Consider the following 14,668-nt stretch of genomic DNA (forward strand, 5'->3'; position numbering starts at 1 on the left):
ACATATATAGGAAAACAAGCTTGAATTCAAAACTATTTTTTTAGCTGTAAATATATTACTAAAAAATAAATGTTCATTTTAAAGCGATTCCTAGCTAGTCTCACTCTTAAGGGTATCCAAGTTTTAGAATTAATAATTATGAAGATGAACTTGGAACCCTATATAAATATAGAGTAGACACTATCATTTTATGTTATTATACCAAAAATTATTTGTTTAGATGATAAAATTATTAAATTAGATGCAAGACTTGAAATGATAATCATTCTCATATACAATTTAAACAAGTTAAACGAAAGATAAAATTAAAGAAGTGTATATGGAGGTTTTTACATATGAAAAAGAAGTTATTAAAAACATTATTGGTGGCATGTGTTGCAAGTGTTATGCTTGTAGGATGTGGAGTGTCAAAGGATAAAAATAGTAATAATACATCTGAAAGTACTGTAACAGTCACAGATGTAAGGGGCGAAGTTAAAATACCAGAATCACCAAAAAGAATAGTAGATTTAAGTGGTAATAGTGATATTTTATCAATTTTAGGATATAAAGTTGTAGGAACAGCAAATAGTGATGCATATGACTATACTAAGTTTCCATCATATTTAGAAGATACATTAAAAGGAGCAGAAATTTTAGGATATAGCATGCAAGACACTATAGATGTAGAAGCAGTTATGAATTTAAAACCAGACTTAATAGTTATATCAACAGTTCAAGAAAAAATGTATGATAGCTTAAGTGAGATTGCACCAACAGTTATGGTTCAATTAGAAGCATTAAATTGGAAAGATGATGTTAAAACTTTTGCAGAAGTATTTAATAAGGAAGAAGAAGCAAATACATGGCTTAAGAAATATGAAGAAAAATCAAAAGAAGCTGGAGAGAAGATTAAAGCTGAATATGGAGAAGATACAACATATCTATCATTCTTAGCAAGTGGTGGACAGTTCTTTGTATTTGATGGTGCGGGATTTGGTAGTGTGCTTTATGAAGATATGAAATTAAGCAAACCAAGTGGAATGCCAGAACAAAGTGATATAAGTCTTCCAGTTGTAACTTATGAAGGCTTAGCATCAATAAATACTGAATATATATTCTTAATAGCAACAGAAGAAGATTTAAAAGAACTTGAAAATAATGCTATTTGGAAAAGCTTGCCTGCAGTTAAAGAAGGTAAAGTTGTAGTGTTAGATTCATCACCATACTTTAATCAAGGATACAGTTCAATTGGAAGAGAAATACTAGTAGATGAAATAGGTGAAATGTTAAATGAAACAAAATAAGAAACATATGATAGTATTTATCATTTGTAGCTTGTTACTTTTAGTAGTAGGACTGATTTTAGCTGTAAGGCTAGGATCTGTCCATATTACTTTTAATGATATTTGGAATAGTATTTTTAATTATAGTGAAGCTTTAGAACTTATGTTAGTTAGAGATGTTCGTATTCCAAGAGCACTTTCTGTACTTATGACAGGAGGTATATTAGGAGTGACAGGTGCAATGATTCAAGGAGTTACAAGAAATCCAATAGCGGAACCATCTATATTAGGTGTAAGTCAAGGAGCAACTTTAGTAATTGCTATATTTTATGCACTAGGTATTGGAGTAACAACTAAAAATGTAATGATAGCTTCTTTAATAGGAGCATTTTTAACAGGAGTCATAGTTTTAGGATTTATATCAAAAAAAGCAAATAATAATTCTATTGCAAAGATACTTTTAGCAGGAACAGCTATGAGTACATTTTTTATTTCTTTAACAACAGTAATAGGTCTTTTATCAAATCAATCTCAAATGATAGGATTTTGGGTATCAGGAGGATTCAGAAATATAGGGTGGGCAGATTTTAAACTTGTATTTATAGTAGGAATTATAGGTCTTATCATAGCAATTTTTTTATCACCAAAGATAAACATATTAAACCTTGGTGATGATGTTGCTATAGGTCTTGGAGAAAATCCACAAAAAATAAGATTTATTACACTTATGGTTATGATACCAATGTGTGCAGCTGCTGTTGCTGTTGGTAAAAATATAGCATTTGTTGGACTTATAGTACCTCAAATAGTTAGAAAAATACTAGGAGAAGATTATAAAATAAATATTCCAAGTTCTTTTTTACTTGGAGCTGTACTTTTAACTTATGCAGATATTGCAGCAAGGATGATATTTAATCCATATGAAACACCAATTGGAGTATTTACAGCACTTATAGGAATACCATTTTTTATTTCAGTAGCTAGAAAGGAGAGGGGATAATGAAGAAAAATAAATTTAAATCAGTTTTAATAATTTTAACTATTTTATTAATTATCTCCTTTGGAGTTACGCTATGCTGGGGAACATATAAGATTTCTCCATTAGAAGTTATAAATACACTACTTGGAAATGGAAATAAATTTCAAAATACAACTATATTAACTATTAGGCTTCCAAGACTTTTAGTTGGAACCTTTGTAGCAATTGCATTATCAACAGCAGGAGCAATTCTTCAAACTATAACTAAAAATGATCTTTCAGATACTGGAATAATAGGAATTAATGCTGGAGCAGCAGTGGCAGCAGTATTATTTATTACATACTCTAAGGGAACATATTATAGTGAATTAGGACAATTTTCTATATTTGTATTACCTTTTATGGCTATATTAGGAGCAGGTATCACTTCATTTTTAATATATATTATGTCTAGTAGAGGTGGAATAAAACCTAAAAGGCTTTTATTAATTGGAATTGGATTAAATGCAGGACTTAATGCATTTATAACATTTTTTACTTTTAGAGGTGGTGTTGGAGATTACAACAGAGTATTAGTGTGGACATCAGGAAGCCTTTGGGGAGCAGGATGGAACTATGCAAAAGTGATTATTCCAATAGTACTATTAATGTTTTTGATAGTTTTATTAAATCATAAAAAACTAGATGTTTTAAATCTTTCAGATGAACTTTCTATATCATTAGGATTAAATATAGAAAAGGAACGAAAAAAGTTTTTAAGCTTTGCAGTTATATTAGCAGGAACAGCAACAGCTTTTGCAGGTAATATAGGATTTTTAGGGCTTATAGCTCCTCATATTGCAAAAAAGTTAGTACCATCATATCATAAAAAATTTATAGTAGTATCAGGTATGATAAGTGTCATAATAGTACTTCTTGCAGATGCAGTTTCAAGAAATTTATTTTCTCCAATTGAGATTCCAGTAGGAATAACAGTATCCATATTTGGAGTACCATATTTTATTTATTTAATGATGAAGGAGAAGTAACCAATGGAAGCTATTAGTGTAAAAAATTTATCAGTTGCATATGAAAGTAACATTATAATTGAAGATATGAATTTATCTTTGCCAAAAGGAAAGATAAGTATAATAATTGGAGCAAATGGATGTGGCAAGTCTACACTTTTAAAAACTATATCACGAATTAATAAAGCTAAAAGTGGAGAAATTTTTATAAATAAAAAGAATATAAAAAGTATAAAAGAAAAGAATATAGCAAAAGAAGTTGCATTTCTTCCACAAGGTCCAGTTTGTCCAAATGGCCTTACTGTAAGAGAACTTGTAGCTTTTGGAAGATTTCCACATCAAAAAATAATTGGTGGACTTACAAGCCATGATAAAGATATTATAAATTGGGCAATAGAAGAAACTGGCCTTAGTGAATTTGCTGATAGAGAAGTTGAAAACTTATCAGGAGGGCAAAGACAAAGGGCATGGATTGCTATGACTTTAGCCCAAGAAACAGAAATTATAATGCTTGATGAGCCAACAACTTATTTAGATATGTCTTATCAACTAGAAGTTCTTGAGGTACTTAAAAAACTTAATAAAGAAAAGAATATTACAGTAGTTATAGTACTACATGAACTTAACAATGCTTGTAGATTTGCAGATAATATTATTGGGCTTAAAAAAGGAAAAGTTGTTTGTGAAGGAAAACCAATGGATGTAATTAATAAAGAAACATTAAAAGAAATATATGGAATAGATGCAAATCTTAGAGAAAGTGAAAATGGAGAGTACCCAATATGTACAGAATATGAGCTTCTAAAGGAGATTAAATGAAAAATAAAAACTTTATAATCATAGTTATAGGGCAGATTATTTCACTTTTTGGAAATGCAATTCAAAGATTTAGTATGTCTTTATATTTACTTGAATTTACAGGAAGTACAGCTGCCTTTGCTAACATATTAGCTATATCAACTATACCATATATTTTATTTGCACCTATTGCAGGAAAACTTTCAGATAGTTTAAATAGAAAAAAGATAATGGTATATCTAGATTTATTTTGTGCATTTTTAATTGGAGGATATGCATTTATACTATTTAAAGGTAATGACCATGAATTGATAGTGGCATTAGTTATGTTTATATTATCCATATGCTATACATTATATGGCCCAGCAGTAGTATCTTCTATTCCTCAAATAGTGGAAAATGATAAACTTATTTCAGCAAATGGAATAATAAATCAAGTTGGATCAATTGTAAACTTTGTAGGACCTATACTTGCAGGACTGCTCTATGGAATATTGGGTATAAAGGTTATAGTAATAATAAATGCTGTTAGCTTTTTGTTGTCTGCAATAATGGAATTGTTTTTAGATATTCCTGATGCATTTAAAATAGACGCTGAAAAGAAAGAAAAACTTTTATCTATAGATTTTATAAAAAAATCTTTTAGCGATATGAAGGAAAGTTTTATTTATTTAAAGAGAGAAAAAAAGATAGTATTAGGGATTATAGCTTCATATGCTTTTTGCAATATTTTCTTAGTACCAATATTGTCTATAGTTGCACCATATTTTATAAATATTTTACTTGGACTACCTTCTGAGGTTTATGGAATAGTTGAAGGTATCTGTGTTTTAGGAATGATATTAGGTGGATTTTTGATAAGTATCAAACCTAATTTATTTTCAATGAAAAAACTTCATTATACATATTATCCTATGATTATAGGTGTTACAGTAATGTCTATCTTAGGATTTATAAAAGTAAATAATTATGTTATGGCAGGATTTTTCGCCATTTGTGGTATGGCAATTATGTTATCTTTATCATTATCTAATATACTTACACTAACATTTATACAAAAGGAAGTACCAGCTAATATGCTTGGTCGTGTATCAGCTTTTTCAACAGCAGTAGCAACAATAAGTGTTGCGCCAGGACAATTATTGTTTGGACAAGTTATAGATATGGGTATACCGTTAGGCATAATTCTTTTAGTAACAGCTATATTTAATATTGGACTTTTATTATTTATTAAGTGGAACATTAAAGGAATAAAATTTAATAACTAAAGGGAGCTACGTTTTTGTAGCTCCCTTCAAAATTTAATTAAGACATTTCTTTAGTGATTCAACAGCTTTTTCTGATATGCCGCCACCAGCTTTAATTATAGTATTACTTTGTTTTTTATCTAATACATCTTTTTGTGCATCAGATAAGTCATCATTAACAAGTACTACTGGAGCATTGCTTAAAGCTGCTACAGGACCAGATGCCAATGCATCAATTAACTCTATTCCTTTTGATACATAAACAGTATCTAATTTATCATTAAAGAATTTATTTATTACCATAGCATTAGTTTCATATCTAGTTAAACCACCTAATCTATTATCACTAATATCATCGCTAGTAATTGAATTCATAGTATTAAGAAGAGTATTACTCACAACACCTTCACCACCAATAATGTAAGCATTTTTCAACTTTTTAGATGAAAGCCATGAATATACATCCTTATGAATAGTATTTGTTTCTACTAAAATTATAGGCATATTATCTCTTCCAGCTACAGAAGAAATTGATAATGCATCTGCTGCGCCATGTCCATTGCTAACAACAATATTTTTTACTGGATAACAATAGGTATCTATGTACTCAGCAATTTGTAAAGAAGTAGCATATCTGCTTAATCCACCAAGTCTCTCAATAGTTTCTATACCTAAAGCTTTAAGTTCACTTTCAACATTTAAGTCTACTACTCCAGTTCCACCAGCAATTATTATATTTTTTGCACCTAATCTTTTTATCTCATCTTTAGTTTCTTCTGGAAGACTACTCGTTGTAGATAATAAGATTGGTGCATTTTTATAAGCTGCAAGAGGGGTTGCTGCAAGTCCATCAGCCAATGCATTACCATTTACTAATACAATTGTATTAGCTTCGTTAAATTTCAATTTACTTAGTTTAACGGCAGTATCATATCTAGTAACACCTATAGCTGATTTTATTTCAATTTCTACTGCTACAACAGTTATTATTATATTTTCAGTTGTAATGTTACCATTATTATCTTCTACACTGTAAGTTAAATTATATTTTCCAGGCTTTGATGTATCTACATTTCCAGAAACAGTTATTTTAGAAGTCAAATTACCATCTTCTTTATCTAGTGCAGTTACTCCATCCATTGGATCAAATTTATCTCCAGCATTAATTGTTTTATCTTTAGCACCACTTATTACTGGTTTTTCATTAGTAATATGTTTTACTTCTTGATAAACTGTGCCAGAAAAATTACCAATACTATCATTACTTAAGGCAAAATTAAAAGATAAGGAGGTATCACTTTGAATATTGTCCCATTTAATTGTATTAGATGATTCATTATATGTACCATTATGGCTTATAGACTTAGGTTTTATTGGATCACCCCATAAGTCTTTTAATGGATTATCTATTTCTATAGTAGTTTCAAGTGTTTCTATCATGTCACTATATATATTTTGATAATTTAATCTAATGTCACCTCTGATGTTTAATAGGGGACTAATGTCATTTATTTCATTATTATTTAAATATAAAGTTTTAAGATTAGTTAAATTTTTTAATGGTGTAGTATCTTTTATTTTATTTCCAGATAACCATAATGTTTGTAAGTTAATAGAACTTTCTAATGATGTTAAGTTACTTGTATTACAATTATCTAAATATAATATCTTTAAATTTTTAAGAGTTTTCAAACTATCTATACTTTCAAGTGGATTATCTGATAATCCTAAAGTTTTTAGATTAGATAGATTTTCTATACCATTTAAAGCATTTATATTGTTATATTTTAAATCTAAACTAGTTAGTTCACTTAAATTAGATAAAGGAGTTAAGTTTCTTATATCATTCCTAAAAGCATTTAGAACTTCTAATTTTATTAGATTTGATAATGGTTTTATGTCATTTATTTTATTACCACTTATATCTAAATAGGATAGACTTGTTAAGTTTGATAGTGAGCTAATATCACTTATTAGATCTACACCATATAAACTTAAAGATTGCAACTTAGTTAAATTAGATAATGAACTAATATTACTAAAATTATTATCAGCTAAATTTAAGTATATTAAATTACTTAAAAGTTCAAGTGAACTAACATCTGTTATAGAGTTTCCACCTAAGGATAGTCTTTCTAAGTTAGTTAAGTTATAAAGAGAAGTTATATCATTTATTTTATTTTGATCTGCAAATAATTCTTGTAGATTTGTTAAATTTTTAAGAGCATTAATACTTGTTATTTCATTATAATTTATAGATAGTGTTTTTAATGTATTTAAACTATTTAATGCACTTATATCTATTATTTTATTATATGTTAAAATTAAGTTTTCTAAATTAGTTAATGTACTTAATGAACTAATGTCTCTTATTTCATTATCATATAGGTTTAAATCTTTTAATTTAGTTAAATTACTTAAAGGTGTTATATCCCTAATGCTACATCCATGTAATCTTAACGAAACTAAATTTTTACAATATTGAAGTCCTTCTAAATTATAAAGGGCTCTATTGTTAACATCTAAACTAGTTATACTCTCCAATTGATCTTTTGTAATATCTGAAGAGGAAGGTTGTCCTAAAGAATTGTTTAAGATTTCCTTAAGGGTACTATCAGGAATGTTTATAATTTCATTGTTTTGGATTTTGATACTTGGAGTGTTATCAATTTCTGTTGCAAAAATATAAGTAGGTATAGTTTGTAAAGTTAGTGCAAGTATTAATGCTGTAGCTAAATGCTTTTCTGATTTTTTATTCATAGTATTCTCCCTTAGAATATTTTTGTTTTTAGTATTTATTAATAAAATTTTAGTTATAGCTTTTATATTTTAACTTACACAATAGTACTATTCAATGGTAAATGTTACATCACAAAAATCAGTAATTTATTATAGTGTTAGCACTTTGTAAACATAATAAAGAAAAGCTTAATGTTAAACACTAAGCTTTTTTCTATTAAATTTCTTCAATTACTTTAATTTCTAAATTACTACGTCTACAATCTAGAGGATTTAAATTTATGTGATGTATAGTTTCACATTCATTAGGTTTCATTATAAGTGCATCTAAATGAATTCTACCTTTTGGAGTATTTGCAATAACCATAATAACTCCATTTTTCTTATATTCAACCCAACTAAACTCTTCAGTTATAACATAGTTTAAATCTTCAGGAGAGATTAATGCTTTAGCATGTGGTTTGCCATATTTATCAGTTAAGATAATAGCAATAGTGTTCTCATCAACTTTCTCATATTGATTTTTTTGATTTCTTTCTACTATTTCTAAGTTGGATTTTCTATTATCTAACATATTTCCGTTAATATGTTTAACAGGAGTTTTTGGGTGAGTATTTAAAATAACAGTTTGAAGACTTTGTTTTAAAGGTTTAGATCCATTTAATGTGCTTATGTTTTGAATTGTATATGCATTGAAATCTTTATGCCATTCAGCAAACCAAGATCCCATGGATTGTATTCTTGTAACATCATCAGTATCTATTTGGAAAACTAATTCACTTCCATCTTTTTTTAAAGCAGTAACAGAAGCAATGTTTCCTTCAACATCGAATTTATTTTTGAAATTTTTATAATTCATTAAATATGTACCTTCTTTCATAAATATACATGAAAAGTATAACATAGTAATATAAAAAATGATACAAAAGGAAAATTTTCATTATTAATAAATTTATAAGTAAAATTATTAATAATGAAAATTAACAATTACAATTAACAAGGAAGGAGAAATTTTAAGTCTCAGTTTTTAAAAAATCATTTTTATAAAATCTCCAAAGTAATTGTTAATTGGTTTTCAATATAAATATAGTAATAAACCATAATATGGCTAATAGCATTTGATAAAAAGGTTAATTTAAGTTTGTTTCCTTATATTATTTTATTGAATCCATGATAATCCAAAACTTCTTACCCCTGTATGAACACTTATAACAGGTGATAGCTCTTCTATTAAAATTGTATTTTCAGGATATATTTCTAGTAATTTTTCTTTTAGCTTTAATGCAAAATCATAACCATTTGCATGAGCAATAATAATTTTTGAATTTGCAGTTAAATGGTCATTATTTATTAGTTCAATTAGATTAGTATAAACTTTATTCATAGTTCTTACTTTACTTTTTAATAATATTTCACCTTCTTCAAAGCATAAAATCGGCTTTATATTTAGTAGTTTTCCAAAGGATGAAGAAGATAAAGATATTCTTCCAGTTCTGTGTAAATGAGATAAATCATCTACTACTAAATATATCTTTGAAGTGGATCTTATATTTTCAAGTTCTTTCAAAATATCTTCAATAGAATTTCTACTTTTTATTAAATCTAAAGATTTTAGTACCATTTGTTTTTGGATAGTTGATGTAAAAAGAGAATCAAAAACAAATATTTTATCATTTGAAATTTGATTTTTAACTATCATACCAGTTTGAAATGTACCACTTAGTTTAGAACTAATTGTAATATATATAATATAATCATAATTATCTATTATCTCTTCAAAAAGATTAACAACATCTCCAATAGATGGTTGTGAAGTAGTTGGAAGATTTGTACAGTCATTTAATTTAGAACAAAATTCGCTTGGTGTTATATCTATTCCATCTTTAAAAGATTTATCATCAATTGTTAGTTGTAGTGGTAGTAAATACAAATTGTCGTTACTTTCAAATAACTCTTTATCAATTACAGCAGTACTATCTACAACAACAGCTATTTTATGCATAAAGGTTACCTCCCCAAAATATTATTCATATTACAAAATGTATAATTATAATATGTATATAGTTATCATATAATATTGTAAAGTATGAAGTCAATAAGAGGAAATAGTGTTAAAAACAAGATAAAAGATACAAATGATTAATTTTAAAGATATAGAGAACCAAGTTCATCTTTAAAAATAGTACTTTCAAAATTTGTAGTTTAGCAATTGATAGTTATGGTTAAATGGAATTAATTTTAAAATATTTACTATTAAACAAGAGAAAGTATATTAATTACATTTATTATATGAGTATATTAGGTGTAATTAATTTTAGATATTTTTATTATTAATAAGATTAATTTAATGAAGGAGTTTAGAAAAATAATGAATGAAAATAATTATTAATAAAATAGATAATTTAAGCAAAAACCAAAGTTGTTTGATATAAATTGTAGATAATAAAGAATGAATTATAGTTATTGCTAGAAAAGGGCATGCTTTACTTAATACAAAATAGAAAAGACTATGAGAAATTTAAAAATAAAATTCTTCATAGTCTTTTAATTACCTTATAGAAACATATGATGGTAACCCATTTTCATATTGTATTTTAGGTTGGCCTAGTATAAGTGGAAGAACGTAGTTGTAAGCATCTTCAGTTACATTATTACCTTCTTCATTAATCCATTCTTTAGGGAAATATTTAACTTTATTAGCAACAAGTTCAGTATGAAGTGTAAAAATTTCTGATTTATATGGAGTAGTACTAGTTCTCTTTACAGCTACCATATGTCCACTTTCTATAGATTTAGAGTTTTCAAGAGCATATGCACCTAAATTATATGCTTCATCAATATCAGTTTGAGATGCATAGTGCATTGAACATCTTTGAAGAGTAGATAATTCTACAGCTCTTACCTTTTTTACTCCGCTATGCTTAAGTAAATTCTTAAGATAAGATGCAACTCCACCTAATTGAGCATGTCCAAATTTATCAGATCCAAAAGAATTCATTTCAGATACAAAGTTACCATCTTTATCTCTTAAACCTTCAGAAACAACTATTACAACTGTATTTTTTTGTTCTAACTTATTTTTTACATTTTCTAAAAATCTAACTTTATCAAAAGGTACTTCTGGAAGATAGATAAGGTCTACTACAGGTTTATTATCTATTCTAGCTACAACAGCACTAGCAGCAAGCCAACCAGTATCTCTTCCCATACTTTCTATTATAAATACATTTTTTGTATCATATACATTTGCATCTAAGCTATTCTCAAGAGCCGTAGTTGCAATGAATTTAGCAGCACTACCATAACCAGGAGTGTGATCCATTATAGCTAAGTCATTATCTATAGTTTTAGGTATTCCTATGAATTTTATAGGTGAGTTTAATTCCACACCAACTTTACTTAATTTTTTTACAGTGTCCATAGAATCATTTCCACCAATATAAAAGAATGTATCTATATGGTACTTTTTAAAAACTTCAAATAGTTTTAAATATTCATCTCTACAAATATCTATATCTTTTAATTTATATCTACAAGAGCCTAAGCCAGAAGCTGGTGTATATTTTAGTTTACTTACTATTTTAGGGTCCATTTTAGATAAGTTTGATAAATTTTCATTTAATATACCTTCTATACCATTAAGACCAGCATAAACATTATCAAAAATATTAAGTTCCAAATTTTTTTCGAAAACACCAATACAACTTGAGTTAATAACAGATGTTGGACCTCCAGATTGAGCAATTAGACAGTTTTTCATGTGCTTCCCCCCATATACTTTCACTAAAATTTTATTAAATAAAAACATTATATATATAAATAAGTAATATATTTTACTACATAATTGTTAATTAGGTTAATTAAATTAAAATATCCAAGAAAAAGTATATCATATAAAAATATATAATGCTACAAAAATATAATGTCAAAAACAAAAATATAGCATATATAAAAAATGGAAGATAAATTTTAGAAAGATAGAAAATAAACTACTAAAAGATATGATTATTCTACAAAGTTAAACAAATTATTATTATTATTAATGCTTTAAAATAGAAATTTTACTATAGAAATATAAATAATTTAATTCTATTTAATGCATAAAGTTTTTAAAATTATAATAAAGTATAAGTGAGAAAAGTTTTCATATTAAGCTATTGAAAATATATTAAATTATAATTAAAATTAAATAAAGATATATAATTATAGAAAGATTTGTATTTTAAAATTTAATTTTCTAATTTTAGAATTTAACTGATTATTAATTAGAAAATAGGATATATTAAAAAAAATGTAATTATTTAAGTTTCAAATGAGAGTGATGTTATTCTAAAAAAATAAAAAACTTTTAATTGAGAGTGTATATTAAATTAATTATAAGTGTAACTAAAGTAAAAGGAGATAGAATATGGATTGTAAATTATACCCTAAAGAAAATAATGGATTATATGGATTTGTAGATGAAGATGGAAATAAGATAATTGATTTTAATTTTGATTTTTGTGATGAATTTGAAGATAATATGGCACTAGTTGAACAAGATGGACTTTGTGGATTTATAAATAGAGAAGGGCAGTTTATTTTAGAGCCTAAATATGATGATATAAATTATTTTAATGAAGGTCTAGCAGTGGTAGAAGTTCATCATAAGTTTGGATACATAAATGAAGAATGCAAGGAGATTATAAAAGTAAAATATGAAGAAGCAAAAGGGTTTACAGAGGGAAGGGCATCAGTAAAACTTTTAGGTAAATATGGATATATAGATAATACTGGAAAAGTTGCAATACCATTTAAGTTTGATGATGGAAGCCAATTTGAAGAGGGGTTAGCATTAGTAAGACTTAAAGATAAATTTGGGTATATAGATAAAGATGGAAATATAGTTATAGAATTTAAGTATGATTATGCTACTAGTTTCAGTGAAGGTTTAGCAGCAGTTGCTATAGGTGATAGATTCTTTTTTATAGATAAAAATGGAGATGTTGCTTTTGAAAAGTATTTAGAGTTTGCAAATGAATTTAATGAAGGCTTAGCAGCTGTAAGCTATAATGATAAATATGGATTTATAAATAAAAAAGGTGAATTTATTATAGAATCTAAATATGATTGGTGTGATAATTTTAGTGGTGAATATGCACCAATATGTATTGATGATAAGTATGGATTTATAAATAAAGAAGGAAAAGAAGTAATTCCATGTATTTATGAAAATGTATTTGATTATAATGAAGAGTTATTTTCAGTACAAAAGGGAGAGTTATGGGGTTATGTCGATGAAGATAATAATACTGTAATACCTTTTAAATATGATGAAGTAGAAAATTTTTATGAAGGTGTAGCAAAAGTTATAATAGATGAACATGAATTTTATATAAAGAAAAATGGAGAAGCTATATAATAATTTTAAACTAAAAATTATTATTAAAATAATAAAATGTATTTTAAAAAGTTTTGATTACATAGTTTTATTGAGAATTATAGGGGTGATAACGTGATTTTTGATTTGCATTGTGACACTATAGATAGACTTATTAATAGTAAAGATAGACTAAAAAAGAACAACTTTAGTGTTGATGTAGAAAAACTTAAGAAAAGTAATGCAAATGCTCAAATATTTGCATTGTATGTATCACTTCAATTAGAAGAAGATCCACTAAAAAAATGTTTAAAGATGATAGATAGATTTTATAGTGAAATTGAACTTAATAAAGAAGATATAAAATTAGCTACAAATTATGATGAATTTATTAAAAATAAAAATGAAAATAAAATATCTGCATTTTTGTCTGTAGAAGAAGGTGGAACATTACAAGGAAACTTATATAATCTTAGAATATTAAATAAATTAGGGGTTAGAGTAATGACTTTAACTTGGAATATTGAGAATGAAATAGGTTATCCTAATATTAACCATGATTATATAGAAAAAGGTTTAAAAAAATTTGGATTTGAAGTTGTTAGTGAAATGAATAGACTAGGAATGATTATAGATATTTCTCATTTATCAGATAAAGGTGTTAAAGATGTATTAAATTATAGTAAAGCACCAGTGCTAGCTTCACATTCTAATGCTAGAGCTATTTGTAATCATAAGAGAAACTTAACTGATGAGATGATAAAAGGCATTGCTAAAAATGGTGGAGTTATAGGAATTAACTTTGAAAAAACTTTTTTGAGTGATAAGGATGTAGGAGCTGTTGAATATATAGTAAATCATATAAAGCATATTATAAATGTTGGTGGAGAAAACTGTGTTGGAATAGGTTCAGACTTTGATGGTATAAGTACTAAAAATTTAGAAATGCAAAATGTTGGAGAAATTTATAAATTGATAGATGGATTAAAAAAAGCTAATTTTACGGAAGATGTAATAGAAAAGATTATGTATAAAAATGCATTAAGATTAGTAAAAGATGTAATGATATAACTAAATTTAATGGCCAAATTAAAGTAAAGTAGTTTTGCTTTAATTTGGTTTTTTATTATATATAGTCAAAAATTTAACAAATCTATAATACTTGAATGTAGTGAAATATTAGATATATATCAAAATGTATACAATTTATAGATAAATTTTTAAAAAAATAAAAATTTTTTTAAAATTATATTAACTTATCAGCAATTATTTGA

At 26.3% G+C, this 14,668-nt stretch carries 11 protein-coding genes; 7 read left to right on the forward strand and 4 right to left on the reverse strand.

Annotation, left to right across the window (positions count from 1 at the left end):
- Window positions 1-335 precede the first annotated feature (335 nt).
- Genes BN346_RS11660 through BN346_RS11680 form a run of 5 tightly spaced genes read left to right on the forward strand, consistent with a single transcriptional unit; the run spans window position 336 to window position 5,317 of the window.
- The gene (locus BN346_RS11660) at window positions 336-1,286 is read left to right on the forward strand and encodes an iron-hydroxamate ABC transporter substrate-binding protein (RefSeq protein ID WP_040328784.1); all 951 of its coding nucleotides are present in this window, start codon (window positions 336-338) and stop codon (window positions 1,284-1,286) included.
- Window positions 1,273-2,265 carry a FecCD family ABC transporter permease gene (locus BN346_RS11665; RefSeq protein WP_040328785.1) on the forward strand — a complete coding sequence of 331 codons (993 nt, stop codon included), beginning with the start codon at window positions 1,273-1,275 and terminating at the stop codon, window positions 2,263-2,265. The genes BN346_RS11660 and BN346_RS11665 overlap by 14 nt, the downstream gene beginning before the upstream one ends.
- Complete coding sequence (locus BN346_RS11670; protein ID WP_040328786.1) at window positions 2,265-3,272, forward strand: FecCD family ABC transporter permease; 1,008 nt, start codon at window positions 2,265-2,267, stop codon at window positions 3,270-3,272. The genes BN346_RS11665 and BN346_RS11670 overlap by 1 nt, the downstream gene beginning before the upstream one ends.
- 3 nt (window positions 3,273-3,275) lie before the next feature.
- Complete coding sequence (locus BN346_RS11675; RefSeq protein ID WP_040328787.1) at window positions 3,276-4,070, forward strand: ABC transporter ATP-binding protein; 795 nt, start codon at window positions 3,276-3,278, stop codon at window positions 4,068-4,070.
- Window positions 4,067-5,317, forward strand: a complete 1,251-nt coding sequence (locus tag BN346_RS11680; RefSeq protein ID WP_040328789.1) for an MFS transporter — start codon at window positions 4,067-4,069, stop codon at window positions 5,315-5,317. The genes BN346_RS11675 and BN346_RS11680 overlap by 4 nt, the downstream gene beginning before the upstream one ends.
- A 33-nt stretch (window positions 5,318-5,350) precedes the next feature.
- Here the strand turns inward: BN346_RS11680 and BN346_RS20600 are convergent, their stop codons facing one another.
- The 4 genes from BN346_RS20600 to BN346_RS11705 all read right to left on the reverse strand — a co-directional run bounded on the left by BN346_RS20600 (window position 5,351) and on the right by BN346_RS11705 (window position 11,795).
- Entirely contained in the window at window positions 5,351-8,056 is a 2,706-nt protein-coding gene (locus BN346_RS20600; RefSeq protein ID WP_051540345.1) for a cell wall-binding repeat-containing protein, read from the reverse strand.
- A gap of 196 nt (window positions 8,057-8,252) precedes the next feature.
- Window positions 8,253-8,894, reverse strand: a complete 642-nt coding sequence (locus tag BN346_RS11695) for a hypothetical protein (protein ID WP_040328790.1) — start codon at window positions 8,892-8,894, stop codon at window positions 8,253-8,255.
- Between the two features lie 300 nt (window positions 8,895-9,194).
- Window positions 9,195-10,037 carry a DegV family protein gene (locus BN346_RS11700; protein ID WP_040328792.1) on the reverse strand — a complete coding sequence of 281 codons (843 nt, stop codon included), beginning with the start codon at window positions 10,035-10,037 and terminating at the stop codon, window positions 9,195-9,197.
- A 546-nt stretch (window positions 10,038-10,583) separates the two neighbouring features.
- Window positions 10,584-11,795: a 6-phosphofructokinase gene (locus tag BN346_RS11705; protein ID WP_040328793.1), complete on the reverse strand. Its 1,212-nt coding sequence runs from the start codon at window positions 11,793-11,795 to the stop codon at window positions 10,584-10,586.
- A gap of 648 nt (window positions 11,796-12,443) precedes the next feature.
- Here BN346_RS11705 and BN346_RS11710 point away from each other — a divergent pair.
- Window positions 12,444-13,436: a WG repeat-containing protein gene (locus BN346_RS11710; RefSeq protein ID WP_040328796.1), complete on the forward strand. Its 993-nt coding sequence runs from the start codon at window positions 12,444-12,446 to the stop codon at window positions 13,434-13,436.
- Window positions 13,437-13,529: 93 nt separating this feature from the next.
- A complete protein-coding gene (locus BN346_RS11715) occupies window positions 13,530-14,465 on the forward strand; it encodes a dipeptidase (RefSeq protein WP_040328798.1) in 936 nt (311 codons plus the stop codon).
- Window positions 14,466-14,668: the final 203 nt, after the last annotated feature.

The sequence above is a fragment of the Clostridium ihumii AP5 genome, assembly GCF_000612845.1.
Lineage (GTDB): Bacteria > Bacillota > Clostridia > Clostridiales > Clostridiaceae > Clostridium_J > Clostridium_J ihumii.

Bases quoted from the DNA above. Each gene is read 5' to 3' on its own strand.
- BN346_RS11695 (WP_040328790.1), bottom strand. From the start codon at position 8,894: ATGAATTATAAAAATTTCAAAAATAAATTCGATGTTGAAGGAAACATT.
- BN346_RS11680 (WP_040328789.1), top strand. From the start codon at position 4,067: ATGAAAAATAAAAACTTTATAATCATAGTTATAGGGCAGATTATTTCA.
- BN346_RS11675 (WP_040328787.1), top strand. From the start codon at position 3,276: ATGGAAGCTATTAGTGTAAAAAATTTATCAGTTGCATATGAAAGTAAC.
- BN346_RS20600 (WP_051540345.1), bottom strand. From the start codon at position 8,056: ATGAATAAAAAATCAGAAAAGCATTTAGCTACAGCATTAATACTTGCA.
- BN346_RS11660 (WP_040328784.1), top strand. From the start codon at position 336: ATGAAAAAGAAGTTATTAAAAACATTATTGGTGGCATGTGTTGCAAGT.
- BN346_RS11705 (WP_040328793.1), bottom strand. From the start codon at position 11,795: ATGAAAAACTGTCTAATTGCTCAATCTGGAGGTCCAACATCTGTTATT.
- BN346_RS11700 (WP_040328792.1), bottom strand. From the start codon at position 10,037: ATGCATAAAATAGCTGTTGTTGTAGATAGTACTGCTGTAATTGATAAA.
- BN346_RS11670 (WP_040328786.1), top strand. From the start codon at position 2,265: ATGAAGAAAAATAAATTTAAATCAGTTTTAATAATTTTAACTATTTTA.
- BN346_RS11665 (WP_040328785.1), top strand. From the start codon at position 1,273: ATGAAACAAAATAAGAAACATATGATAGTATTTATCATTTGTAGCTTG.
- BN346_RS11710 (WP_040328796.1), top strand. From the start codon at position 12,444: ATGGATTGTAAATTATACCCTAAAGAAAATAATGGATTATATGGATTT.